The sequence below is a fragment of the Balneolaceae bacterium genome, assembly GCA_034521495.1.
GTDB lineage: Bacteria > Bacteroidota > Rhodothermia > Balneolales > Balneolaceae > Rhodohalobacter.
Genome location: JAXHMK010000010.1, coordinates 195,724 through 221,034, shown reverse-complemented (window position 1 = coordinate 221,034; position 25,311 = coordinate 195,724). Strand labels below are relative to the sequence as shown.

At 42.1% G+C, this 25,311-nt stretch carries 20 protein-coding genes and 1 pseudogene; 16 read left to right on the top strand and 5 right to left on the bottom strand.

What is annotated here, in order from left to right:
* Positions 1-185: 185 nt before the first annotated feature.
* On the bottom strand, positions 186-818 hold the full coding sequence (locus U5K72_09770) for an O-methyltransferase (protein MDZ7719089.1): 633 nt from the start codon (positions 816-818) through the stop codon (positions 186-188).
* 171 nt (positions 819-989) lie between these two features.
* On the opposite strand from U5K72_09770, the gene U5K72_09765 reads away from it, so the two are divergent.
* From U5K72_09765 to U5K72_09715, 11 genes and pseudogenes are all read left to right on the top strand, one after another.
* Complete coding sequence (locus U5K72_09765; GenBank protein ID MDZ7719088.1) at positions 990-1,667, top strand: lysophospholipid acyltransferase family protein; 678 nt, start codon at positions 990-992, stop codon at positions 1,665-1,667.
* A gap of 219 nt (positions 1,668-1,886) precedes the next feature.
* Complete coding sequence (locus U5K72_09760) at positions 1,887-2,441, top strand: DUF427 domain-containing protein (protein ID MDZ7719087.1); 555 nt, start codon at positions 1,887-1,889, stop codon at positions 2,439-2,441.
* 255 nt (positions 2,442-2,696) lie between these two features.
* The gene (locus U5K72_09755) at positions 2,697-3,488 is read left to right on the top strand and encodes a hypothetical protein (GenBank protein MDZ7719086.1); all 792 of its coding nucleotides are present in this window, start codon (positions 2,697-2,699) and stop codon (positions 3,486-3,488) included.
* A 108-nt stretch (positions 3,489-3,596) separates the two neighbouring features.
* Positions 3,597-4,007: pseudogene (locus U5K72_09750) on the top strand (sterol desaturase family protein).
* Positions 3,895-4,425: a sterol desaturase family protein gene (locus U5K72_09745; protein ID MDZ7719085.1), complete on the top strand. Its 531-nt coding sequence runs from the start codon at positions 3,895-3,897 to the stop codon at positions 4,423-4,425. Before U5K72_09750 ends, U5K72_09745 begins: the two are co-directional and overlap by 113 nt.
* A 413-nt stretch (positions 4,426-4,838) precedes the next feature.
* On the top strand, positions 4,839-5,252 hold the full coding sequence (locus tag U5K72_09740) for a Dabb family protein (protein ID MDZ7719084.1): 414 nt from the start codon (positions 4,839-4,841) through the stop codon (positions 5,250-5,252).
* Between the two features lie 274 nt (positions 5,253-5,526).
* Entirely contained in the window at positions 5,527-5,820 is a 294-nt protein-coding gene (locus U5K72_09735) for a type II toxin-antitoxin system Phd/YefM family antitoxin (GenBank protein ID MDZ7719083.1), read from the top strand.
* Positions 5,811-6,116 (top strand): type II toxin-antitoxin system RelE/ParE family toxin, encoded by a 306-nt coding sequence (locus tag U5K72_09730; protein ID MDZ7719082.1) that lies wholly within the window; start codon positions 5,811-5,813, stop codon positions 6,114-6,116. The genes U5K72_09735 and U5K72_09730 overlap by 10 nt, the downstream gene beginning before the upstream one ends.
* A gap of 59 nt (positions 6,117-6,175) precedes the next feature.
* Positions 6,176-7,528, top strand: a complete 1,353-nt coding sequence (locus U5K72_09725; protein MDZ7719081.1) for a M28 family peptidase — start codon at positions 6,176-6,178, stop codon at positions 7,526-7,528.
* A 302-nt stretch (positions 7,529-7,830) separates the two neighbouring features.
* Positions 7,831-8,049: a type II toxin-antitoxin system VapB family antitoxin gene (locus tag U5K72_09720; GenBank protein MDZ7719080.1), complete on the top strand. Its 219-nt coding sequence runs from the start codon at positions 7,831-7,833 to the stop codon at positions 8,047-8,049.
* Positions 8,046-8,447: a putative toxin-antitoxin system toxin component, PIN family gene (locus tag U5K72_09715; GenBank protein MDZ7719079.1), complete on the top strand. Its 402-nt coding sequence runs from the start codon at positions 8,046-8,048 to the stop codon at positions 8,445-8,447. Before U5K72_09720 ends, U5K72_09715 begins: the two co-directional genes overlap by 4 nt.
* A gap of 245 nt (positions 8,448-8,692) precedes the next feature.
* Here the strand turns inward: U5K72_09715 and U5K72_09710 are convergent, their stop codons facing one another.
* Both U5K72_09710 and U5K72_09705 read right to left on the bottom strand, forming a co-directional pair.
* Positions 8,693-10,990, bottom strand: coding sequence for a beta-galactosidase (locus U5K72_09710; protein ID MDZ7719078.1), 2,298 nt, complete (start codon positions 10,988-10,990; stop codon positions 8,693-8,695).
* 283 nt (positions 10,991-11,273) lie between these two features.
* Complete coding sequence (locus tag U5K72_09705) at positions 11,274-11,897, bottom strand: FMN-binding negative transcriptional regulator (GenBank protein ID MDZ7719077.1); 624 nt, start codon at positions 11,895-11,897, stop codon at positions 11,274-11,276.
* Between the two features lie 543 nt (positions 11,898-12,440).
* Here U5K72_09705 and U5K72_09700 point away from each other — a divergent pair.
* The 4 genes from U5K72_09700 to U5K72_09685 all read left to right on the top strand — a co-directional run bounded on the left by U5K72_09700 (position 12,441) and on the right by U5K72_09685 (position 17,375).
* Entirely contained in the window at positions 12,441-13,154 is a 714-nt protein-coding gene (locus U5K72_09700; protein MDZ7719076.1) for a hypothetical protein, read from the top strand.
* Between the two features lie 29 nt (positions 13,155-13,183).
* Complete coding sequence (corA, locus tag U5K72_09695) at positions 13,184-14,326, top strand: magnesium/cobalt transporter CorA (protein MDZ7719075.1); 1,143 nt, start codon at positions 13,184-13,186, stop codon at positions 14,324-14,326.
* Positions 14,327-14,418: 92 nt separating this feature from the next.
* Positions 14,419-16,296: a 2-oxoacid:acceptor oxidoreductase subunit alpha gene (locus tag U5K72_09690; protein MDZ7719074.1), complete on the top strand. Its 1,878-nt coding sequence runs from the start codon at positions 14,419-14,421 to the stop codon at positions 16,294-16,296.
* The gene (locus U5K72_09685; protein MDZ7719073.1) at positions 16,296-17,375 is read left to right on the top strand and encodes a 2-oxoacid:ferredoxin oxidoreductase subunit beta; all 1,080 of its coding nucleotides are present in this window, start codon (positions 16,296-16,298) and stop codon (positions 17,373-17,375) included. The genes U5K72_09690 and U5K72_09685 overlap by 1 nt, the downstream gene beginning before the upstream one ends.
* Before the next feature lie 12 nt (positions 17,376-17,387).
* On the opposite strand, the gene U5K72_09680 is transcribed toward U5K72_09685, so the two are convergent.
* The gene (locus U5K72_09680; protein MDZ7719072.1) at positions 17,388-18,638 is read right to left on the bottom strand and encodes a PAS domain-containing protein; all 1,251 of its coding nucleotides are present in this window, start codon (positions 18,636-18,638) and stop codon (positions 17,388-17,390) included.
* A 1,065-nt stretch (positions 18,639-19,703) separates the two neighbouring features.
* Between U5K72_09680 and U5K72_09675 the strand changes: the two genes are divergently transcribed.
* Positions 19,704-21,572, top strand: coding sequence for a DUF5060 domain-containing protein (locus U5K72_09675; protein MDZ7719071.1), 1,869 nt, complete (start codon positions 19,704-19,706; stop codon positions 21,570-21,572).
* Positions 21,573-21,855: 283 nt separating this feature from the next.
* Here the strand turns inward: U5K72_09675 and U5K72_09670 are convergent, their stop codons facing one another.
* The gene (locus U5K72_09670) at positions 21,856-25,311 is read right to left on the bottom strand and encodes a PAS domain S-box protein (GenBank protein MDZ7719070.1); all 3,456 of its coding nucleotides are present in this window, start codon (positions 25,309-25,311) and stop codon (positions 21,856-21,858) included.

Genomic DNA, 25,311 nt, shown 5'->3' with positions numbered 1-25,311 from the left:
CTGCTTCTTTTCATTTTTTCCTTTACTCGTTGCGAAGGTCTCCTTCGCAATGAATTATCGGAAGCTCCGCTTCCATTCAGTGAAATTCACAAAAATTAACTCAACGATTCTGGCAGTGAGTTTTTCGAACCTTTCCATTTGCCAAGAAATCACTGAAATTTTTCTGATTTCGTGTTTTCGTGGCTCTACTTCTTCCTCACAATCGTAATTCCATCTCGCACCGGAATCATCACCTGTTCCACATCTTTATCATCCCGAACCATTTTATTCAGTTTGTGAATAGCTCTGGATTTTTCAGATGAAGGCCGTAGCACATAGCCATCCCAAAGCACATTATCAATTACAAGAATTCCACCCGATCTCAGTTTTGGTTTGAGCATTTCGTAATAAGTCGGGTAACTGATTTTATCAGCATCAAGGAAGATCAAATCAAATTTCCCTGAGAGTGTTGGAATCACTTCCAGAGCATTTCCCATCTTCTGTTTAATCTTATTTTGATAGGATTCCCGTTCAAAGAATGGTTTTGAGATATCCCGATATCGTTCATTCATCTCAAGAGTGATTAATGTGCCATCGTCTGGAAGAGCATCAGCCATCCAAATCGCCGAATACCCGGTGAATGTTCCGACTTCCAGAATTCGTTTCGCACCAGAAATTTGAACCAACATATTCAATAATTTTCCCACCTGAGGGCCACTGAGCATATCGATGAATTCCAGTTCTTTTTCAGAAACCCGAACCAGCTCTTTTAGTGTTTTTGACTCTTTGGATGTGAACGATTCTGTATATTCTGCTATTTCTCTGTTTATCAATTTCATGTTTTATTTTAAGATGACTTTGTACCAAATATAAGATTTTAAGTCATTCTGAACTTGTTTCAGAATCCCCTAACTTCTTCACAATTGGCGATTTCGCTTTCGCGTTCAAAAAATGAGCGGCTCAAGGCCGGAATGACAAAACTCATTTAGATCTTAACAGATATTTAACTTTTGAAACAATCCAAAACCGAATTCATACCGGCGCAGGAATCACGTTGGTTCATTTTTATTTTTGACCTGTACATGCGTTCGCTATTCTGGCGAAGATTTAAAAACGTTTGGGTAGACCAGGAATATCAACCATCAAAAACCAGTAAAACGATCTACTATCTAAATCACACCTCCTGGTGGGATGGCCTGATTCCCCTCCTGCTCAACAGAAAACTGTTTCGGCAAAATGCCCGCGCGATGATGGAGGATAAGCAGATGCGGGAGCACGGACTCTTCAAGCGAATTGGTGCGTTTTCAGTCAATCTCGAAAATCCGAGGTCAGCGGTTCGATCTCTTCGCTATGCGGCTGAATCGATGAAACGTGAAAATTCATCACTTTTTATTTACCCCGAAGGAAAAATTTATCCATTTACAACAAAAAATATTCAATTTCGAGACGGTCTTGCATGGATTGCAAATCGTGTACAGGACGCTGATGTGGTACCCATTGGAATTTATTTTACTACAGCAAATTATGATAAACCGGAACTGTTTTTGAAAATTGGAAAACCTGTAGAGTTCAACTCTGAAACAGATCGGCCAAAATTGAAAGCTCTATTTGAAGACAATCTTGAAAGTCTTTTAGAAAAATTAGAGTCTCAGGCTCACGATGAATCTTTCAGATTCGATAAAATTTAAATAAATAGTAGAAGGCTTTGCAAAACCGTGGGTATGCGTCAATCTGAACTCGATTCAGATTCTCCATTCGTCTTTATAGCCAGTATCTGGAGATCCTGAATCAAGTTCAGGATGACGGTCAGAGTTTTGCAAAGCCTTCAAGTAATTAAATAATTATCGGGAGAGAAGTGATCTCATTTCTTGTTAAAAAAATCCATATCAACAGAAAATCAATCAAATATGAAGAATTTACCCAATTGGGCGGCTAATCACAGAGACAAATGGGAATACAGAGGACAAAAACGTCCATCTTTTGCTGTAGAACCGAAAAAAGGTCAGGAATCAGTCTGGGATTATCCCCGTCCCCCCGTTCTTGACCCTGATAAAAGAGATGTAGTTGTGAAATGGAATAATAGTATTATAGCAAACAGCTCAAGAACGATTCGTCTGTTGGAGACAGCGAGTCCACCCACTTTTTATATACCACCCCAGGATGTCAATCTCGATAAATTGATAAAAACAGATAAAACCAGCCGATGCGAATGGAAAGGAAAAGCTATGTATTGGGATATTCTTTTAAATGAGGATAAAATTATCAATGCGGCCTGGTCATACCAAGACCCATTTGATGATTACAAAGATATTGCAGGATATTTCTGTTTTTACCCTAAAAAAGTGCAATGTTTTGTTGATGGTAAAAAGGTAAGACCGCAACCCGGTGGATTTTATGGAGGATGGATTACCGATGAAATTGTAGGTCCGGTTAAAGGAGAATCCGATAAAACTTATCTTTAATAAACTCTTGATACAGTTTTTAAAAAAAACCGACAACATACCAACGTCTCCAGAAGTTGGGGATACCAGCATCTTCCTCAAAACCATTTCAAAGAAGCTCACAAAGGCATAATATTGTATTCACCTTGAAAACCATTTTTGCTGTAGTTATAAATCACTGTTTGGGTTCATTCTTTAAGAAGTCTCAAATCTACTCTCTATAATAAAATCTTCTTTGATTTTCCGTTCTTCAGTGGAATCTTAACCAATTCCTAATTGCTTCTTTCCCTGAAAATTGGTGTATTAGCTTCACTTATGCAGACATCTACTACACCCACTCAGCCATCCATCGAGATCTTCGGCGTTACCGTCATGGAACCGATGGTTACGTTTACCGACCTTTGGATTACCGCCGTTTGCGTCTATGCATTTATAAAGCTCGTAAAACTCGATAAACAAGGGAAAGTGCACCGGCTGATGCGCTACTATTTTATCATCATGGCGCTGGCAACTTTTTTGGGTGGATTTTTGGGGCATGCTTTTCAATATGCTGTTGGGCTCTCATGGAAACTCCCCGGTTGGCTCATCAGTATGCTTTCGGTAATGTCAATCGAACGCGCGTCCATCATGCATGCAGCCCCTATCATCAACAAGAAGTTTGCGAAGTTTTTAGGTGTGGCGAACATCATTGAGCTTCTCACCTTTGCCGTTATATCATTCTACACTCTCAACTTTTTCTTCATCCAGGTTCACTCTGCATACGGTTTAGGTTTGATTGTGCTCCCACTCCATTTTTGGGTGTATTGGAAATCCCGAAACGAGGGAAGCCGTATTATCTTTCTATCCGTTATTTTTGCCACACTGGCCGCCTTTTTTTATACATCTGAAATTGGCCTGCACACATGGTTTAATCATCTTGATCTGGCTCATACCGTTATGGCAATCAGCCTTTACTTTTTTTATCGCGGATCACGAAAACTGGAGGTTTTACAACCGGAAGATATTTTGGAAGATCAGGGTTCGTTTGCCGATGTTGTAAAAGATGCTTTTAAACAAAAGCAGGTATAACAATCCTTCGAAGAGAGTATTTTCTTCTTAATTCTATATCCAGCTTAAATAGTAAACTATTTCTAATTCTGTGTAGTTTACAGGGTAACCATATCATGTAATTCAATTATGCCCATGGATGCACTCATCGCCTCATTAGAACAAACACAGGTCATCGCCATGCTCGGCGTGCTGGTTCTTCTCTTTGCCTGGGAATCGTTTCACCCGTTTTATGAATTTTTTAAAGGAAGAGGGAAAGATCGCGGGAAGCATGTTTTTCGAAATTTGGTTATGGGGATCATCAATGCACTGATCGGAAGCCTGATCTTCGCTACACTTTGGCTGGCCGTTTCGGTTTGGGCTGATGAAGCCCGCTTTGGATTGATGCACTGGCTGCAGGATCTGTTGGCTCTCCCCACCTGGGCTCATGCCATTGGCGCTATCTTACTGTTTGATGCCTGGATGTACACCTGGCATCGCATCAATCATGAAGTGCCGTTTTTCTGGAGATTTCATAAAGTCCACCACACCGATAATAAGATGGACGTCACCACCGCCAGCCGGTTTCATTTTGGAGAAATCTTCTTCTCTGGAGCTCTTCAGAATCGCAATTATTGCCCTGTTTGGCATCTACTTCTGGGAGCTGGTTCTCTACGAAATTGTGATGTTTACGGTCGTTCAATTCCACCATGCAAATATTGGCCTGTCTCACAACATAGACCGAATGCTGCGTGCGATTATCGTTACACCGGATATGCATCGCGTTCACCACTCCCGCTGGCAACCGGAGACCGATTCCAACTATAGCTCACTCTTCTCGTTTTGGGATCGTATCGCCAAAACTTTCCGCCTCAGAGAAAAACCGGAAGAGATTGAATTGGGACTGGATGAGTACGATGATGAGAAAGATCAGACCGTTGGCGGAATGTTGAAGACGCCTCTTAAAAAGAATGATTAAGATATTAACGCATTTTTCGGTTTAAGAACCTTCAAGCGTCCATTAGGTTTTTGAAGCGTTCTTTTGCTGGTAATGGCTTGACGCTTGAAGGACTTCCGCTACGCTCCAGACGCTTCAAGGTCACTTCTTTACATAACCGGATAAAAAGTTAAGGTCATAAGTGGATATAAACACCATTTTAATCTTGTGGGAGGCTTTGAAATACCCATCTGTCGGTTGTTTTTACCGGCTGATGGGTGTCCCCAACCCGTCAGCCCGCACATACAGCGTGCAGACGGGCAGTAATGCAAAGCCCTCTTGTATATAATTGATAATCTGAACAACTTTGAAATTAAAATAGATAAGCGATTTTCTAATTCTCCAAAATTATTGTTATTTCTCTTCGAAACTAACTAAAATAAAAGTATTCAAGCATGAAATATATATTCCTGATACTCTTCTCATTCCTATTATTTACAAGCTGTTCAAATTCAGATACGGCTGAAAACAACACTCCCAATAACAACGAAGTACAAGAAATGTCTGAGCAATTACGCCACGTGGTACTATTTAAGTTTAAAGATTCAGCGACCGAAGCTGATATTAAAGAGGTTGAAGAAGCTTTTTTAGCATTGCCCTCAAAGATAGAGACGATTAAAGATTTTGAATGGGGACTGAATAATAGCCCTGAAGGATTGAATAAAGGGTTTACTCACTGTTTTCTTCTCACATTTGACAGCGAAGAGGGACGAGCTACCTACCTGCCTCATCCGGCTCATAAAGAGTTTGGTGAGATATTACAGCCTCATCTTGAAGATGTGATGGTGGTGGATTACTGGGCTAAATGAGAAAAGGGAATCAACGACAGCGTTCACTTTTCTTTCTGGAGAACAGCCATTCTAATACTCTTCGGTTGTATGAGAAATCGGAATAAATAAATATCAGCCTATGAATATGACTGTGAGAAAGGTTCAAATCAGACTTTCGTTTTTTAATCGAAATTTATCGATTCATAAATCCATTTGCGTATATACACTCGAACCACATCCCCTTTTCTAAACTCGGTTTGTATTAATTTTGTATATTTTCAATACACAATAAAGTAATTTTAATGTACTGATTATGCCCAATGCACGAATAGAATTAGACCAAGATATCCAACCTCTTTCCGAATTTAGAAAACATGCTGCGGATTTTATCGAGCGCATTAAAAAGCAAAAGCGGTCCATTGTGTTAACACAGCACGGCAAAAGTGCCGCTGTTTTGGTTGATGTATCAGAATATCAGCGCATGATCGACAAAATTGATTTGATGGAGGAATTGATTGAGGCTGAGCGACAAATAGCACGGGGAGAAATTGTTTCAAATGAAGAAGCAAAAAAGCAGATTAAAGAAAATCTCGCCAAGTGGAAGTAATCTGGACGAATCAAGCTGTTAGAAAGCTGAACAAGTTTGTCGATTATATTGCCCGGGATGATTATAAAACCGCCGAGAGTTGGGCGCTGAAATTGATTGAAAGGACAGATCAATTGATCGATCAGCCAGATTCTGGTCGCGTAGTTCCAGAGTATGATGAGCCAACACTGAGAGAAATTATTTATGGCAACTATCGAATCATCTACAGAGTTCGGCAAGAAGAAAATGCTGTTTATATTCAAACCGTGTGGCACGTTCGGCAAAACCCACCTGAATCAAGTCAGCAGTTGAAATAACGCCATCTTTTAAAAAGTTTCCGCCGATAAATTCATACAACCAATAACCAAAACCTCTTATGAAACAACTTTTACTCTTTGCATGCGCCCTCCTTTTCACTGTCATTGCAAACGCACAGGAGATGCCCGATGATCCTCAAATGTACGCAATCATCGACTCGGTCAGTGCAGATCGGATCGAAGCAGACATCCGAACTCTGGCCGGATTCGGAACTCGGCATACAATGTCAGATACTACATCAGCCACGCGAGGAATTGGCGCGGCGCGGCGGTGGATTAAAGAGGAATTTGAATCGATCAGTGCTGAATGCAACGGCTGCCTGGAAGTGTATGAACAACGAACACTTGTCGAAGGTGATTCAACAACCCGAATTGATGAGGATACCTGGGTAGTAAACGAATACGCGATTTTGAGAGGCACCAAGCATCCGAATCGATATGTGATTATGAGCGGGGATATTGACAGCCGAGCCTCAGATGTGATGGATGAAACGATCGATGCTCCCGGAGCCAATGATAATGCCTCGGGAATGGCCGGAACGATTGAGGCCGCACGTGTTCTTTCGCAGTATGAGTTTGGTAGCAGCATCATTTTTGCGGGACTCTCCGGCGAAGAGCAAGGATTGTACGGTGGACGATTCCTCGCAGAAAAAGCTGTCGAGGAAGGCTGGGAGATTATTGGTGTGCTGAACAATGATATGATCGGGAATATCGAAGGAGTGGACGGTGTGATTGACAATCGGACATTTCGAATTTTTTCAGAACCCTATTCCGCCCAGGCTACGGAAAGAGAACTCCAACTGAAACGATTTTATGGCGGAGAGAATGACGGCATTTCTCGTCAGCTTGCGCGGTATATTTATGAAACGACAGAAGCCTATATGCCGGAGATGAATCCGATGCTTATTTATCGACTGGACCGGTTTGGACGCGGCGGACATCACCGGCCATTCAACGAAGCAGGTTTTGCGGGTGTGCGAATCATGGAAGCCCACGAAGATTACACCGAACAGCACCAGGATATTCGAACAGAAAACGGTATTGAGTATGGAGATATGATCGAAGAAGTGAACTTTGAATACGCCAAAAAACTGACGGCGGTCAATGCGGTTGCGCTGGCATCGTTAGCGAAAGCACCGCCTGCCCCACAAAATGTAGAAATTGGCGGTGCCGTTCAGCCCTCCACAACTCTCCGCTGGGAAAACCCGGACAGTGACTTGGTGCAAGGGTACAAAATCTACTGGCGCATGACGACGGAACCGCTCTGGACGAATTCAAGATTTGTTGGAGATGTCAGTGAATTTACTCTGGAAGGAATCGTCATTGACAACTACCTGTTTGGCGTTTCCTCCGTTGGAAAAAATGGGTACGAAAGTGTGATTTCTTATCCGGGTGGGCTTATTCGGGAATAGCCTGATTTCTTCTCGCAGAGTTTTTAATTTTCCCTTTTGGGTGGGTAAAGTTAAACTGCTTTTAGTAGATTAGCGTGGGGTGGTTTGCTTCGAATACGTGAACACACCTCCCACGAGTGTAGAATATTATCTAAGCTCCAAAATTCAAATATCTTGCACAGGGAATTGGTCTCGATGACAGCAATGTGTTTTACTCTCCTGTTATCAGAATCGAGACCGAATTGCTCAATCAACATACGATTATAATTGTCCCATCGTTTTAATTGTATTACATTGCAACACAGTAAAGTAAAAATATTGCTATGGATACAACTCTCACAATTAGAATTGACAAAGAGTTAGAACAACTTCTTGAAGAATCAGCAAGACGATCCGGCCGGTCTAAAAGTGAGTTGGTCAGACAGGCTTTAAAACGACAATTAAACATCGAATCATTTCAGCAGTTGCGAAAAGAACTTCTACCCTATGGCGAAGCACAGGGATGGCTGACAGATGAAGATGTTTTTAGTGAAATCACATGAAGATTTTTGCTGACACAAATGTTCTGGTCAGCGCTTTCACGGCAAGAGGACTTTGTGCGGATCTGCTTAAAGTAATCCTTGCAGATCACCAATTAATGACGGGTGAATTTGTACTGCAAGAACTACAACGAGTGCTGACCAAAAAGCTTAATGTTCCTGAAAATAAAGTTGCCGCTGTTATTCAATTTCTTCGCAAACATTATATAGAACCGATCCCGGACGAACCTTCCCGGATACATGTCAGAGATGAAGATGACCGATGGGTATTGGAATCAGCTATAAAGGCAAAAGCTGATATATTAGTTACAGGTGATAAAGACCTTTTGGATATCTCAAAAAACGTTTCAAAGCTCAAGATTATCTCACCAAGAGGATTCTGGGAATTACTGCAAAAATAGTTTATGATTTAATCGTTAAAATCTCCCCTTATGAATCTGTAAATCTAATCTGTGAAAAATCATTGGATAATTGTTCAGGCTATAGTCTATTTTAAAAGCTCTTAAAACTCCTTCAATAAATCTCACTGATCAGCGAAACTCTGTTATTCATTTAAGCAAATCTGTGAGAAAATATTCCTGGAGTCGAGTAGCCAAGAGGAATTACACCCCCACCGATAAATCGTAGACTCCACTCAAAGGTAGAATTATTTCTCTATTTCCCAAACTCTCGCATCTCGTCCAGGCAGATTTGTCTCAATCACCAAAACTCCATCTTCCGCTTCCAGAGTTGATTCTTTCTCGTGGGTAAGCTCTATCAAAGAATAACTTCCGTCCTCATCAACCTGTAAGAAAATACTCACCACTTCTTCCGTTTCAGCATGATTGATGGCAAACAGCAAATAGCCACCCTCATTTTCCTGGAGTTGGATATCCACAATAGCAGAGTCGCTGCCGTCGTGAGAACTTGTGACTTTTCGTTCAACGTCAGCCCAATCCGCCAGTCCTTTTATAAATGATGAGTTTCCTTCTTTGAGATCCGGATAGTTCGCTAATCCTAAGAAGGTTCCAATCATCATCGCTTCGCCTTCCCCATATTTGTGAACGGTGATGGCCGGTTTTCCTGTCATGCCAAACGTACCAAGGATCTGGATTTCTGATCCTGAATAGGGTTTAAAGCTACTTCCATAGAGAGTTCCGGTCAGATTTCGTCCGGCCTGAAGTAGTTGAGTTGCTGGATGCTGCCGATCGATCACCGGGAAATCCAGATCCTCTTCGCGCATCCAAACCTGGTCTTCGTACACGCCGAACACTTCGGCCAGTCCCATTCCCGGAATTCGTTCGGAGGCATATCCTCTTTCATCATTCCACGCCGTTCGAGCCTCAGCTACAGCATAACCGCCCTCCTCTACAAACTGTTTAAGCCCGTCAGAAGCATCATCGGTCAGCATCATTGACCAGGGTAAAATTACCAGTTTATACTGTGAAAGATCTTTATTTGCCAGATCCTGTCGATGGATAAAATCAACCGGTATGTTATTCTCAGCAAACACGCGGTAGTATCCGATCAAAGAATCATGATGTCCTCCGGGATAATCGGATCGACGCTGTGCACCGCCCACCATCTGAGACAGAGGATTATACACAATCGCTACTTCCGCGGGAACCGGTTTGGATTTCAAAAACAGATCCATGTTCTCCGTTACGGTTTGAGCAATTTCACCAACATTATAAGCTCTATCCGTCAGGCTGCCATCCTGGTTGATCAATCCGTATCCGCCCGATTCATACCCGGATGACATCGGGTGATAGGCATAAATATTCACTCCCCTGGCTCCTTTTGAGATCGCTGTCCACGCCCAAACGTTGTGATCGCCAGGCGTCACAGGATCACCAACAAGCAGTGCAATTGTCCCTTTCCCGGCTTGCATCTCACCAACATACCAGCCATTATTGTCGATATTGGCACTTCGGGAGAAATCCATCATGTTCATCACACGCCAGGCCGGCCAGTGCCGTTCAGGGTGATTGTGTTTCGGATAGATCGACACTCCGTAATAATCCACAGCATCAGCCATCAGGAAATCGTCCGTAGCACCTAATCCCATATGCGGCGAAATGATAATCGACGAAACAGCTGCATGAGAGGTAATTACATTGGTCATATCGGCCCGGCGAACTGCATTGTATCGATCCGCCAGATCCTGCTGTAATTTCTCATAAATAAATGTCTTCCAGTCAATGTAATCTGTATAGCTCAAAATGGTGCTGAATCGCGGAGGGCTGACCTGATTCCATGAGTTAAAACTTCGATGCCATGCAGTATTCAAATGTTCCAGCGAATCGTATTTATCCCTCAGCCAGTTTCGAAATCTCTCCTGTGTATAACTGCAGTAACAGAACTGTGCATTCTGAACATAATCAATATTCGACCAGTTGATGATGTGCGGTTCACTCCACAGATCCCAGCCGTAAAAGTTGTCGTATTCGTTGGCAACTTTGGCAGTCTCTGTATAAAAATTCATCATCGCCTCATGCACTCCGGCATGATCCACACAATACCCCGGGGCCGCTTGGGGTTCTACTTGAACACCGCTCTGAGTTGTAAACTTTGCATCCGAATATTGCCTCCCAAGCCACTCAGGAGCTGAATCCGCATACACCTGGATAAAAACTTTCAGACCCACCTCATCCGCCAGCCTCATCAGCAAACGCAAATTTTCAAAATGATACTCCCCTTCTCTCGGCTCAACCCGCTGCCATTCTACCCAAGTCCGCACGGTATTGAACCCCAAATCTTTAATCTGTTGGAGATCTTCCCGCCATTGTTCCTCTGATTCCGGAGTAATCTCAGAAAGCATCGGAGCCCGTGCATCGCCCCCGCTGTACCAAACTGAAAATGGGAGAAAGTCCGGTTCATAGACTTGGTCAGGATGTGGTTGGGCATTTGAGAATAAAGGTAAGAGACAAAGTACGAGAAACAGAGAAAGCCAATTGGTACGCATAATGTTACAAGTAATAGTTAAGATGAATTTTTGTATGGATATCTGAAAAATAGGAAAAGAAAGTCGGAGAAGTGATGATATCTTGAAGATCCGCGAAGTTTTAGAAACTTGTATCTGTTTAGCGTCCTGGCAGAGTGCGATAGCTCCTGCCAGAGTCGCGTGGGTCGGTTTTTGAGGGGAATGCCTTATCCCACAACTCTGACAGGAACCGAAAAGCGCGGTGCTCTGTCAGGTTGTTTGACTCAAACCGCTAAACATGTACAGAAACTTCGCGGATCTGAGGTTAACCGGATTTCTTATGCTCCTTTCTCATCAATTCAGCTAATCGTTGGGCTTCAGGGGCATCCTGTTTTTCCAAATGCCTGATTGTGGATTCAACATCTTCCTTCTTATATCCCTGGTGTAGTTTTGCAACCGCCTCGATATGAAACGGATCAGCCCAGAATCCGGTGATATGAGGGAACTGATTCTCAATCTTTTTTTCGGGAATCTTATCGTAATAGAGAGGTTTTTCCTGATTCTTTTCAAAATGATGGACCAATTTTTCCAGTGATCTCTCAAGCTCCTGATCTGTTTGTACTTTAATTCGGGCGTTCACATGAACTGCTGAATAATCCCACGTACTAATGCTTTTCTTTTCATACCAGGATGATGAGATGTAGGCGTTTGGCCCATGAAATATCAGCAATGCTTCTGCATCATCGGTCAAATATTCTTTTTGTTCGTTAAAATGATTCGAAATATGCCCAAATAGCCTGAATTGGTTGGAATCTCCTTCAGTTAAAACCGGGATATGTGTCCCCAGTAATCGATCTCCTTTCAGTACAAATGTGGCAAACGGATGCTCATTTATAAAATCAAAAATAGCTGAATCATCTTCTTCTATATAATTTTTTTTCTGATACATACTGAATCAATTTTATTACTTATCACCGTTTTACACAAATTTCCGCTTACCGGTTAAAGGTCCTTCCCCAAAGTGATCGATCGCGGGAAGCGTCCTTTTTGGGTATTTGCTATAAGAAGACGTGACGCTTGCTTCAGACGCTTCAAGGACACTTTTAGGATAACCGGTAAATGCGTTAATAGACAGAATAAGAATTATAACAGAGCAAAACTGTCCAAAACATTTAAAAAAGAGAACAGATCTGTCTTCTACATCTTTATAGAAGGCTTTGCAAAACTCTGACCGTCATCCTGAACTTGATTCAGGATCTCCAGATACAGGCTATAAAAACGAATGGAGAATCTGAATCGAGTTCAGATTGACCAGTAACCACGGTTTTGCAAAGCCCTCTTATAAGAAGATATTTATTAGAGGGAAAACTCAAACCCCTGAAAGGGATTTTATACGTTTTGCACAGATGTATGAATATTTTCAGGAATCTGTGATTTCACCTGCGATCTGCCTATTTTAAAGAAATTTTTAGAATAGTTTCTGATAGTACGTATGCAACGATTATTTAATGCACTTTTTATTGGCTTTGGGCTCTTTGTATTCGCTTCCTGCTCATGGTTTTTGGGAGATTATGATGGCCCAAAACTTGTATCCCATAGTTATGTTCAGGGTGTTACACCTTCAAACGCAACACTTTATAATGAGCGCACCTATCCAACGGTACAGGCAAACTGGAACGGGCCCGGAGGAGATAAGATCTGGCTTGCCGTAAATTTGGGGGCATCAGCACCGCCTGAAAACTCAGTTGACGACAGCAATGACAGTGCAGGCTGGTATTTTCAATTCAACCGGAAACAAGCTTTTTATCACAACGGATCGAATTTAACACCCAGTTGGACTACAAATGAAATTATAGAGGATTCGGGATGGAGAATTGAAAATGATCCTTGCCGGATTCTTTTGGGAGATTCCTGGAGATTGCCGACAGTTGAAGAACTTCGTGCTTTCATGTCGGCACCTATTGACAAAGGCGGTATGGGCGACGGGAACAGGACATCTGCATTTAACAGCAAGTTAAAACTTCATGCTGCCGGAAACCTGCAATCATTCGATGGTTCGTTGCAACTTCGCGGTGAATCCGGGAATTACTGGGCCTCCGATCAATTCAGTAACAAACGCGGAGAGGTACTAACAATCGGTGAGGGAAGCAATACATTTGCGGGAAATAAGGCGTTTGGACGATCTGTTCGTTGTTTAAAAGAATAGATCATTTAGCTAATCTAATAAAATAGTCTATGAAAGAACGGGCAAAAAATGTAGCCAGAAAACTTCAAAGTACCATCGTTCAAAATCCATTTAAACGCTCCTACCATAAACCGCCGGGACAAAAACCTGGTACAGCCGTTTATACAGGAGTACAAAAACTGGATGAAGTTAAGATGACTGTTCATGATTTTGATGAACAACATCATGATGTCATCCCAATTAATAAAATTGAATCTTCAGAGTCTTACCTGCAGTCTGAATCAAAAACATGGATCCAGATTCAGGGACTGCATGATGTTGAAAAACTCCGAACAGTCTGGGATTATTTTGAACTTCATCCGCTGATCCAGGAAGATATCGTAAACATGTCTCAGCGCCCTAAAATTGAGGAGTATGACGATGCTGTTTTTGTAGTTATGCGAATGATTACAAGCAGAAATGAAAACGGAAACTCACCGAATCTGCAGACAGAACAGATCAGTATTGTATTAGGAAAGAACTATGTACTGTCATTCCAGGAGAGTGATGACCCCGTTTTCGATCCGATCATTAAACGGCTGGAAATGGAAGGCACCCGGCTCAGGAAGCTTGGCCCCGATTATCTTGCATATGCCCTTATCGATACTATAGTCGATCACTATTATCACGCCCTGGATTTGATCGGCGAGACCATTGAAGAGTTAGAGGAGATGATTCTTGAAGAACCGGAAGAGAAACATCTGCAAAAAATTCATGCGATGCGACGAAACCTGGTGCATTTCAGAAAGTCGGTTTGGTCTCTTCGTGATGGTTTGAACTCGCTCATTCGGGATGAATCTCCTCTTATTTCCGAGGAAGTAAAAGTCTTTATCAGGGATGTTTATGATCATTTGATCCAGGTGATTGATATCATTGAAACCAACAGGGAGATGGTGTTTGGCCTCTACGATATGTACATGTCCGGGCTCAGCAATCGCATGAACGAGGTGATGAAAGTTCTGACGATTATAGCCACTATCTTTATGCCACTAACGTTTGTAGCCGGCATTTACGGGATGAATTTTAACCCCGAAACAAGCCCTTTAAATATGCCGGAATTAAACTGGTATTATGGATACCCTGCAACATGGGTGGTTATGATAATTCTTTCGATTCTTATGGGATTCTATTTTAAAAGAAAAGGATGGCTTTAAAGACTGCATAGTATTTTATTTCTCAATATATTTCGGATACACGAATCCGTTATTATCTTAATGCTACCTATTCAATACCGTAACATACTCTAATGGATGTACAAAATCTTGTACGTGAACAGGTAATCATCCGTTTTGCCGGCGATTCCGGCGATGGCATGCAACTCACCGGTTCTCTATTCACAAATACTACCGCACTTGAAGGAAATGATCTGCGAACCCTGCCCGAGTTTCCGGCTGAAATTCGTGCTCCGGCTGGTACTGTTCCCGGTGTATCCTCTTTTCAACTACATTTTGGAAGCAAGGAGATATTAACACCCGGCGATGCCTGTGATGTTCTTGTGGCGATGAATTCCGCAGCCTTAAAAGCCAACCTTTCGATGTTAAAAAAAGGCGGAACGGTTATCGTCAATACTGCAGGTTTTGATAAAAAAAATCTTAATCTTTCTAAATACGGCGAAGAAAATAATCCGCTTGAAGACGGTACTCTGAGCGAATATACCGTTCATGAAATTGATATTTCTAAAATTACTAAGGAAAGTTTATCCGATACGGATCTATCCTACAAAGAAGTTGAACGGTCGAAAAATATGTTTGTCCTGGGCCTGCTCTACTGGATGTACAACCGGCCTCTTGAATCAACCATATCGTTTCTTGAAGAGAAATTCGCCGACAAGCCCGAAATTGCCGCTGGCAATATAAAAGTACTGAAAGAAGGCTATCACTTTGGCGAAACGGCAGAGATATTTTCTGAAAAATATACTGTCCACAAAGCAGAAATTGGCCCCGGTGAGTATCGGAGTATCACCGGAAATAAAGCCACTGTTTTAGGGTTGGTTTCAGCTACAAGACAAGGCAACTTACCCCTCTTTTTTGGCTCCTACCCCATTACGCCCGCTTCAGATGTGCTTCATGAACTCTCCAAATTAAAAAATTTTGGTGTGAGTACATTCCAGGCTGAAGACGAGATTGCAGCTGTCTCTTCTGCTATCGGTGCAGCCTTTGGCGGAAGTCTTGGAGTTACCAGCAGCTCCGGTCCCGGAGTAGCTCTGAAGGGTGAAGCGATCGGGCTGGCAGTGATGTTGGAACTCCCACTCGTAATTTTGAATATTCAGCGGGCCGGTCCCTCAACAGGGATGCCAACCAAAACAGAACAAGCCGATTTAATGCAGGCGATGTATGGCCGAAACGGAGAAAGTCCGGCGGCTATCGTAGCTCCTTCCACTCCGGCCGACTGTTTTGACGCTGCTTTTGAAGCATGCCGAATTGCCCTTGAGCATATGGTGCCCGTATTTTTCCTATCGGATGGATACCTGGCGAATGGTTCGGAACCCTGGAATTTCCCCCGGCAAAAAGATCTGGAATCAATTCATGTTTCTTTTGAGCCAGCCAGAACTGGTGATGAAGCAGATCAGTTCCTTCCTTATAAACGAGACGATCGGATGGTTCGAAGATGGGCCATTCCCGGAACAAAAGGAATTGAACACAGAGTTGGCGGACTCGAAAAAGAAGATCTGACCGGTGATGTCTCCTACGATCCTGAAAATCACCAGAAAATGACACTGATCCGCCAGGAAAAAGTCGAAAAAATTGCTGATAACATTCCACTTCAAACCATAGACAGCGGAAATGATGAAGGAGAAATCCTGGTTTTGGGCTGGGGTTCTACGTACGGAGCCATCCGAACAGCGGTTGGAGAACTTCGGGACGAGGGACTGGATATTTCGCATGCTCATATTAAATACCTGAATCCATTTCCCAAAAACCTTGAAGAGATTATTTCCAGCTTTGATAAAATTCTTATTCCTGAAATGAACAGCGGACAATTGGTTCGGCTGATTCGGGATAAATTTATGATATCCGCTGTTGGCATCAGCAAAGTGAAGGGGCGGCCTTTCTTTGTGGACGAACTAAAACGAAAAATTAACGACGCTATTTCTATTTCATCCAATACAAACGGAGAATCTTAATGTCACTCATCACAGAAATTGACAAACATATTAATAATGGAAATGGAGATCCGGAGGAGATGAATTACTCCGGGAAAGATTTTTCTTCAGACCAGGATGTCCGCTGGTGCCCGGGTTGTGGTGACTATACCATTCTAAAACAAGTACAAAAAACCATGCCGAAAATCGGCGTGGAAAAGAAGGATATTGTATTTATCTCCGGGATTGGTTGTGCCGCCCGTTTCCCCTACTATATGGATACATTTGGAATGCATTCCATCCATGGTCGTGCCCCGGCTATTGCCACAGGTTTAAAAGTTTCACGGCCCGAACTAAGCGTATGGATAATTACCGGTGATGGCGACTCTTTATCCATTGGCGCCAATCATTTCGTACAATTACTTCGAAGAAATGTAAATGTAAATTTATTGCTCTTTAATAACCAGATTTACGGATTGACAAAAGGCCAGTATTCACCAACTTCACCGGAAGGTTCGGTCTTTAAATCCACACCATATGGGTCTGTTGACCATCCTTTCAACCCTCTTTCTTTAAGTATGGGAGCAGACGGAACATTTGTGGCCCGGACAATGGACAGAGATCCACGACACCTTCAAAAGATGTTGCAACGGTCAAATGAACATCAGGGTACTTCCATGCTGGAGATTTATCAGAACTGCATTGTATTTAACGATGGAGCATTTGAACTCTTTACGGACAAAAAATCACGCCCGAGCGAAGCGATCTATCTTGAAGATGGCGAACCGCTTGTTTTTGGAAAAGACGATGATAAAGGAATTCGCCTGGATGGTTTAAAGCCTGAAATTGTATCTATTGCTGATGGAGAATACAGCAAAGACGATCTCTGGGTTCATGATGAAACCGATAAAACAAAAGCCTACCTCCTTTCCAGGTTCTTTGATCAGCCTCGGGATGAAACGGAAGATCATTTTCCACGCCCCTTTGGTGTTTTGTTTGCTGTGGATCGTCCTACTTATGATGATGGCGTGAATGCACAGGTAAACGAAGTGATTGAGAGAAAAGGTGTTGGAGATCTTGATGAACTGCTTCGCGGTCCGGAAACCTGGACAGTTGAATAATATGGATGATCTCTAAATTGTCCTTCCAAGCTGAGCCAGCTCATAGGTATTTATCAACAGTTGCTCGTGCTTCTTCAGATCGTCGACACTTTGTTTTTTTTCAATTTTTACGGCCAGGATATCAATTATCGTATCCAGCAGATGTTTTTCATCCCTCAAAAATGGTGTTGTGCCATTATGGAATGGCTCACTATTTAAATAAACAACCTGTATTTCGAGGCCAGCATTTTTCAATTTCAGATTTTGGGACGATATAGATAGGTCAGTCTCTTCGTAATTGCTGGTTGAAAACTCTTCATTTCCATACTGAATTCGGGCCCCAATCAGTTTCGGAAATTGGAAACCGATTGGAATGTGCATTAATGTCCGCTGTAAAAGCTGGGGAATCGTAAAATCCTGTTCGTTAAGATTGGTAATATTCCAAAGACATTTCTGTTCCTTCATGCGTCTTTTTTCACTTTCCATGGCAAAATCGCGCTGGTACTCAATCTCCTTCTCTTTTGTGATGTCGATCATTAATCCATCAAGACTAACCGGTTCTCCATTTTCCTCGCGTATAGTTAGCAAGTCCCTGATCCACACGACATCCCCCTGAGAGCTAATCATTCTGTATTCCAGGGTATGATCACCCCCTTTAATTATCATCTCATTTACTTTTGATATCAACCCATTGCGATCTTTAGGATGAATCTGTTCCAGCCAAAAATGCCTGTTTTCTAACCAGTCGGATGCCGGGTAGCCCAAAATATTCATCGATTGTGGACTCACATAAACGTTTTTTAGTGTCTTCAGGTCAATTTCCCGAACAATCCCATTAATTGACTGAACCAGCGAACGAAAACGATACTCTGTGGCTTGTAATTTTAATTTCGTATTTCGAACATGATTGTAGCGGTTAATCTCTCTCCTTACCACAAATTCCAGCTCTTTCAGATTATCCGTGGATACATAATCTGATGCACCGTTCAGCACCAGAGTATCTATTGTTGAATCTTCCCATACTGTATCTGATATAAAAATAAAGGGCAACTGAAGCTCACGCTCCCTCACATAAAAGAGAACTTCAATACCATTGTAATCTGACAGGTTAAAATCACAGATGATAATATCGAAATCGTTCAGGTTTTGATAGTCTTTTAGACTTTTGAAACTATCAATCAGGTCAACACGGCCGTTACTATAGAGTTTTTGTAATATGTCTGAAATTTTTTCCCTTTCAGTGCTGTCATCCCCAATTAACAATATTCGAACGGTTTGACTCATGTTGTACATCCTTTTTTAGAATTGATTTATGATTTAAAACTGCCTCTCTTTGTGCCAACACTTTCAATATAGTGATTATTAAGATATTTTAATACTTAAATCTCTTAAATATCTATTCTGAATAACCGCTTTAAACTAATCAGGGCAGGTTTTCATTTTGAGGTGCTGATAAAGAGTTCGGCAAAACTATTCAAGAACATGATCCACCGGAGGGTGGGTATCTGTTTAGCGATTGAAAAGTGACCTTGAAGCGTCTGGAGCGTAGCGAAAGTCCTTCAAGCGTCACGTTTTCAGTAATACGAGCGAACTCCTTGTTCCAGGCCATTCATCGTTTCGCCCTCTCCCCCAACCCCTCTCCCGCGGGGAGAGGGGCGAAGGGGTGAGGGCGAAAAACGTTCTGTGCCAATAGATTGGCTTTTTTTCTGTCAGATCGCTAAACAGGTACGCGTGTTGGGGTACAAAGAACAAACAAAATGGAAACCCCGAATGGGGTTCAATATTAAAGCTATTTACATCATTTTTGTGCGAATAGATAGACAAACGATTCTCCTCATTTTCATAGCGGGTTGAATTTCGACCATTCCATATTTCTAAATATTACTAAGAGGACTTATCCCATTTTTAATACAAGAAGGCTTTGCAAAACTCTGACCGTCATCCTGAACTTGATTCAGGATCTCCAGATACTGACTATAAAGACGAATGGAGAATCTGAATCGAGTTCAGATTGACCAATAACCACGGTTTTGCAAAGCCCTCTACAAAACGAACTGCAACTTACTCTCGTCTCGTTGCTCTGCTCCGAGATGGTAGTCTGGGCTGCTCTGCTGCCCGTTTAAGCCAATAAAGGGTGGAGAAGAGCACTACCTGCATTCTGTTTCACAGCAGAGCAGTGAAACAAGAAAAAATATATTTCCATTTATATAAAGTGTTAACTATCTGATTATTAATAACATATAGTTCATATGAAATAATTTTAGAGGTAACTTCTCATTACTCAGGGTTGTTTTTAACCTTTATATTCTTATGATATGTTGATCTCTAAACATAACACACAGTCTCAATATGAAATCTCTCAAGAATTTTTCCCTGTTATTGTTTCTAATTTTTCTTCTTGTTGTAATTGCAAACTGTCAGACTGGTTCCAGCGGCAAAGTTAGCGGAACCCTTGAAAAATGGAATAAAGTCACAGTTGATTTTAAAGGTCCGCAGGCCTCAGAACATCAAAGTAGTCCGAACCCCTTTCTTGATTACAGTCTTGAAGTTGAGTTTATTGGCCCAGGTGGTAATACATATCTTGTACCGGGATTTTTTGCCGGCGATGGTAACGGCAGTGGTACAGGAAATATATGGAGAGTCCATTTCTCACCGGATGCACCGGGAACGTGGTTCTACAGAGCACATTTTTTACAAGGTGAAGAAATTGCTGTAAATCCAATGGATGCAGGCGAACCTATATCTTTTGATGGTGCAGGTGGAAGTTTTGAGGTGGCTCCCGCTGATTCCGCAGCCGATGGATTCTACAAATGGGGCCGGCTGGAATATGTTGGTGAACACTATTTAAAATTTAATGATGGAGATTATTGGATAAAGGGAGGAGCGGATAGTCCTGAGAATTTTCTGGCTTACGATGGCTTCGATAATACCACGAGAAGTACTCAGAATTACGATGGTCTTGAAAGCCTGCCGGCCCTTCATACCTATTCAGCCCATGTGGAAGACTGGCAACCCGGCGATCCGGATTGGGGAGATGGTGATGGCAAGGGAATTATTGGTGCTTTAAATTATCTCTCATCAAAAAATGTGAACAGTATCTATTTTTTGCTTCAAAACATTGGCGGCGATGGCAAGGATGTATTTCCCTGGATTGGTAATCCTGATCCCTCCGGCAGTCCTGAAAATGATAACCTGCATTACGATATTAGCAAACTTGATCAGTGGGAAACTGTTTTAAAATACGCCCAGGAAAAAGGGATTGCACTTCATGCTGTTTTGAATGAGGCTGAAGAGGCCAACAAACGCGAACTTGATAATGGCGAACTTGGAACGGAGCGAAAATTATTCTACAGGGAGATGATAGCTCGTTTTGCCCACCACCCTGCTCTTCAATGGAATATAAGCGAAGAATTTAACCTGAAATTTGATTTAGGGCCTGAAAGGGTTCGGGAGTTTGCAGCCTATATTCAGCAGACGGATCCCTACAATCACCCGATAACCGTTCATACCGCAGGTGATCCGGTTGAAGAGTTGGCTTTTATCTATGGAGATTCTCGTTTCAGCACTACATCCGTTCAACTCAATCAGCGCAGAATTGATCAAGTTACAGAAGCCATTCGCAACGCTACAGCAGGAGCCGGCCGTCCAATCCCCGCATCGATGGATGAGTTTACTGTTGATGTTGGTGACAATCGTTCCTGGATTCCAATAGATGATGCCGATCTTCAGCGAAAACAAAAATTGTGGCCTACCTATATGTCTGGCGGTCAGATTGAATTTATCCTCGAGGGATTTCTTGAAGTGGATAGTTTTAAAAAGCCGGAGGCAGATGCACTTTGGGATTATACCTGGTATGCCAGGTCGTTTATGCAGGAGAATCTCCCTTTTCATGAAATGCAGCCGATGGATCACTTAGTATCAAATGAATCTACGATAACAGTGGGCGAAGGTGATGGTGTTACCTCCGAAATGGGAGCACAGGTTTTTGCCAAACCCGGAGAGATTTACGCCGTTTATTATCCGGTATCAGAGTCTACGGGTTCCATCGATCTCAGTGATCTGAGCGGAGAGATTTCTCTGCGATGGTTTAATCCAAGAAGTGGTGAATTTGAAGGTGAATCAATCTCGGTGGAAGGCGGATTGGAAATCGAGCCCGGACCGGTTCCATCAGCACCAGGCGAAGATTGGGTTTTGTTGATAGAAATGGTTCGCAACTGAACAATGAACTACCTTGGGGCAGAGCCCACGAGGTATCCACTAACCCATAATTTCTTTGATAAAGTATGCGGATATTGGTGAGTGTCCCCCTTCGAGGAGCCTGTCCCGTGGCTTCGGGAGGGCAATGGGGGATGATGAATCTCCCCTTGAGGGGAGTACGGCTTTAGCCGGGAGGGGTGTAATACTTCAGAACCAACATATAATCAATTTAAGACTCAAATAGTCATCCCCCTGCTCTCTTCGTTCGCTTCCCCCTTCAAAGGGGGAATTAAACCACTTTAGATTAAACCATATGAACATTACCGGTTCCTTTTATCTCAGCCTTTTCAAAAAAGATCGAAAACTGAGTTCCCCTTTCAAGGCCATTGTAGTCAAAGCTTGCACCAACTTGTTCAGATAGTACATTAATGAGCTTAAGCCCCATAGATGACAGATCATTTTTATCGAAATGTTCTGGCAAGCCAACCCCGTTATCTGAAATATGCAATTCAACCTGGTCATCTTTTTCCTGCAGATCAATTTCAATCAAACCTGTTTTCTGCTTATCAAATGCATGCTTATAAGCATTGGTAATCACTTCATTTACAATCAATGAAACCGGTATAGCCTGGTTAATATTCAGTCGAATCGGCATACTGTTGATTTTCATCTCCACATTGGAATCCGATTCAAGAGTATCTGATACGTTTTTGGCTAATGATGTAAGTGCTTTGGTAAAATCAATATTTGAAAAACTATTTGTTTGATAGAGCAGCTCATGAACGGTTGCCATTGTTTTAATTCTGAAGACACTATCAAACAGCTTCTCTTGTAATTCCGGGTTAGTCGATTCAAACGCCTGCAACTGCATCATACCCGAAATAACCGCTAAATTATTCTTCACCCGATGGTGAATTTCTGAAAGAAGCATCTCTTTCTCAGCAAGTGAGGTTTGAATCTCCTCTTCGTAATTTCGCCGTGCTGTCACGTCTCTCCCGATTGATACCCAATGCGTGTAATTTCCTTTATTATTGGTTACTGGAACCATCGAGATGTTTATCCAGAACTCTTCTCCGCTCTTCTTATAATTAATGAACTCAACTTCAACGGTTTCATATTTGTTCATTGAATGGCGCAGTTTCTCTCTCAATGATTGATCGGTTTTCGGACCATTCAGAAAACTGGGAGTTTTTCCTAAAACCTCCTCCTTCTCATACCCCGTCATTTCCGTAAAAGCTTCATTTACATATAGTATTTTTCTGCCGGGCAGTTCAGAAGGTTCCGCTTCCATGATTACGACAGCCTCTTGTGTATTGGTTACCACTGATTCATAAAGTTTAAGCCTCTCTTCCTCCTCGCGCTGCCGGGTAATATCCTGCATGGCCCCGATGATTCGCACAGGCTTTCCCTCTTCATCTTTAAGAGCAAAGGCGCGGTCAAGAATATATTTATACGTGTCATCCGCTGTTTTAAAGCGGTATTCCATCTGGAAACGTTCTGTACCTTTTTTCAATACACTTGCCAGTGCACGTTCTACTTTTTCAAGGTCTTCCGGGTGAATTTTATCTCTCCACCAACTTCCAATATTTTTTACCTCTTGTTCTTTATAACCAAACATGGTGTAAATATTGCTGTTGTACACCATCTGGTCGTTTTCCAGGTTCAGATCCCAAATCGTATCGCTGGTAGCTTTCGATACGATATCGTACCGTTCCAGGCTCTCTTTCAATTCTTTCTCTTTTTCAATCTCTTTCGTTACATCTCTTTCAATAGCAATGAAATGAGTACAATTTCCCTCGTCATCAAAAATGGGGTCAATGCTCATATTGATCCAGTATTCATCGCCACTTTTAGAATAATTCAGAATTGTGGTGTCAATGGATTGGTGATTATGAACCGCTTCAGAAAGTTTTTCTGCCATTTCGGGATCGGAATCAGGCCCCTGAAGCAAAGTCCCCGGTTTCCTTCCAACAGCCTCATCAAGCATATATTCTGTCAGTTCTTCAAAGGCTTTATTTACCCAGGTTATATATCCTTCTTCATCTGTAATAATAACAATATCCGTTGACTTTGAAGCAACCAGGGAGAGCTCTTTCAATTTGTGTTCCCTCTCAATCTGTTCCGTAACATTCCTCGAATTTGCCAGGTATCCATTAATCGAAGGATTGTCTAACAAATTGGTTACCGTTGTTTCAATCCAAAACTCTTTGTAATCCTTTAATTTAAACCGATAAGGTTTAATCTGTTTTCTTTCACCTTTATCTAACGTTCCAAGTAATTTTTCAATCCGTTCCCTGTCATCATCATGCAGATATGGAAATACATTTTCACCTATAAATTCATCAGGAGGAATCCCCATCACTTCGAGTGTATTTGGTGATACATAATTATACACTCCCTCCTCATCTAAAATAGCAATCAGTTCTGCTCCATCCTGTACAATCGCTTTGTATTTGCTCTCGCTGAGTGCCAGCTTCTCTTCGGCTATCTCTTTTTCATGACCTTCAAACAGAATACGTAATATGTGGGCTGCCCGCTCTACGGTATTTATTTCGAGGTCAGACGGCTTATTTGGACGTTCATAATAAACAGCAAACGTAGCTACAACATCTCCCTTATTATTAAACACCGGTTGAGACCAACATGCACTAAAGTTAAACTTCTCTCCAAGAGATCTATAGTTCTTCCATAATGGGTCTTTAAAGATATTTTCCGATATTACCAGCTCTTTCCGAAATGCGGCCGTACCACAAGATCCGGCATTCGGACCAATCTCCACACCATTCAGCATCTTTAAAAATTCACCCGGAAGTGACGGAGATGCAAATTCGTTCAGCTTGTTATTGACAATTTTTGTAACTGAGCATCGGGTTCCGGGATGAAGATTCTCGATTCCTAAAACAAATTCCTCAACCAGCTCTTTTATATTCAACTCATTCAGCGAATTCTTTTCCAGAATATCGCGCTCCAGCTTTTCAAGATGATTGTAATACTTTTGTTCGGTTATATCTTCGGCAACGATTAATTCACCTTCTCTGCCATTATGATCAATTAAAATACTTTTAATGAGAACATCGAAGACTGTTTTGTCTTTTTTTTGATGTTTCACTTCTCCCTCCCAAACAGACAGATCATTTTCTTTTGTGTATTCTATGATTTCCCAAAGAGTACTGATCTCTTCCTTCGGCCGAATCTCCTCTATGGTCATATTCAAAAATTCTTCTCTTGAATACCCATATTGATCGATGGCTGCCTGGTTAACATCTAAGAACCGGAGGGTTTCCAGTTCATATACCCACATGGGAATCGGACTCAAATTGAAGAAATCGCGGTATTTTTTTTCAGATGTTTTTACGGTCTTCTGAATTCGGTTTCTCTCAATACTGTAGGTTACAACCTTGGTAAGCACAAAAGAGTTACTCTCATCTTTCAGAAGATAATCCGAGACTCCCCAGGAAAGTGTTTTCAGCCCGAATTCCTGGTTTTCAAACCCCGTCAGAACCACAACCGGAGTATTCCCGGCCAGCGATATAATTTTTTTTACAAGTTCTTCACCACTCACATCGGGCAGAGAAAGGTCCAGCAAAATAGAATCGTACTGTGTGGAGTTGGTGAGTTTCTTTTTGGCTTCGGAAAATGTATCTGCACGATCAATTTCAGGACTCTCCATGCCCTCAGTCAGATACTCCTGAATAAGCACAAAATCCCCTGGATTATCTTCAATTACCAGAATCCGGAGATTTTTTTGCATTGCTGTCAT

Excerpts from the sequence above, each read along its gene's own strand:
- U5K72_09770 (MDZ7719089.1), bottom strand. The coding sequence starts at position 818 with ATGAAATTGATAAACAGAGAAATAGCAGAATATACAGAATCGTTCACA.
- U5K72_09760 (MDZ7719087.1), top strand. The coding sequence starts at position 1,887 with ATGAAGAATTTACCCAATTGGGCGGCTAATCACAGAGACAAATGGGAA.
- U5K72_09745 (MDZ7719085.1), top strand. The coding sequence starts at position 3,895 with ATGCCATTGGCGCTATCTTACTGTTTGATGCCTGGATGTACACCTGGC.
- U5K72_09740 (MDZ7719084.1), top strand. The coding sequence starts at position 4,839 with ATGAAATATATATTCCTGATACTCTTCTCATTCCTATTATTTACAAGC.
- U5K72_09735 (MDZ7719083.1), top strand. The coding sequence starts at position 5,527 with ATGCCCAATGCACGAATAGAATTAGACCAAGATATCCAACCTCTTTCC.
- U5K72_09725 (MDZ7719081.1), top strand. The coding sequence starts at position 6,176 with ATGAAACAACTTTTACTCTTTGCATGCGCCCTCCTTTTCACTGTCATT.
- U5K72_09720 (MDZ7719080.1), top strand. The coding sequence starts at position 7,831 with ATGGATACAACTCTCACAATTAGAATTGACAAAGAGTTAGAACAACTT.
- U5K72_09715 (MDZ7719079.1), top strand. The coding sequence starts at position 8,046 with ATGAAGATTTTTGCTGACACAAATGTTCTGGTCAGCGCTTTCACGGCA.
- U5K72_09710 (MDZ7719078.1), bottom strand. The coding sequence starts at position 10,990 with ATGCGTACCAATTGGCTTTCTCTGTTTCTCGTACTTTGTCTCTTACCT.
- U5K72_09705 (MDZ7719077.1), bottom strand. The coding sequence starts at position 11,897 with ATGTATCAGAAAAAAAATTATATAGAAGAAGATGATTCAGCTATTTTT.
- U5K72_09700 (MDZ7719076.1), top strand. The coding sequence starts at position 12,441 with ATGCAACGATTATTTAATGCACTTTTTATTGGCTTTGGGCTCTTTGTA.
- corA (MDZ7719075.1), top strand. The coding sequence starts at position 13,184 with ATGAAAGAACGGGCAAAAAATGTAGCCAGAAAACTTCAAAGTACCATC.
- U5K72_09690 (MDZ7719074.1), top strand. The coding sequence starts at position 14,419 with ATGGATGTACAAAATCTTGTACGTGAACAGGTAATCATCCGTTTTGCC.
- U5K72_09685 (MDZ7719073.1), top strand. The coding sequence starts at position 16,296 with ATGTCACTCATCACAGAAATTGACAAACATATTAATAATGGAAATGGA.
- U5K72_09680 (MDZ7719072.1), bottom strand. The coding sequence starts at position 18,638 with ATGAGTCAAACCGTTCGAATATTGTTAATTGGGGATGACAGCACTGAA.
- U5K72_09675 (MDZ7719071.1), top strand. The coding sequence starts at position 19,704 with ATGAAATCTCTCAAGAATTTTTCCCTGTTATTGTTTCTAATTTTTCTT.
- U5K72_09670 (MDZ7719070.1), bottom strand. The coding sequence starts at position 25,311 with ATGACAGCAATGCAAAAAAATCTCCGGATTCTGGTAATTGAAGATAAT.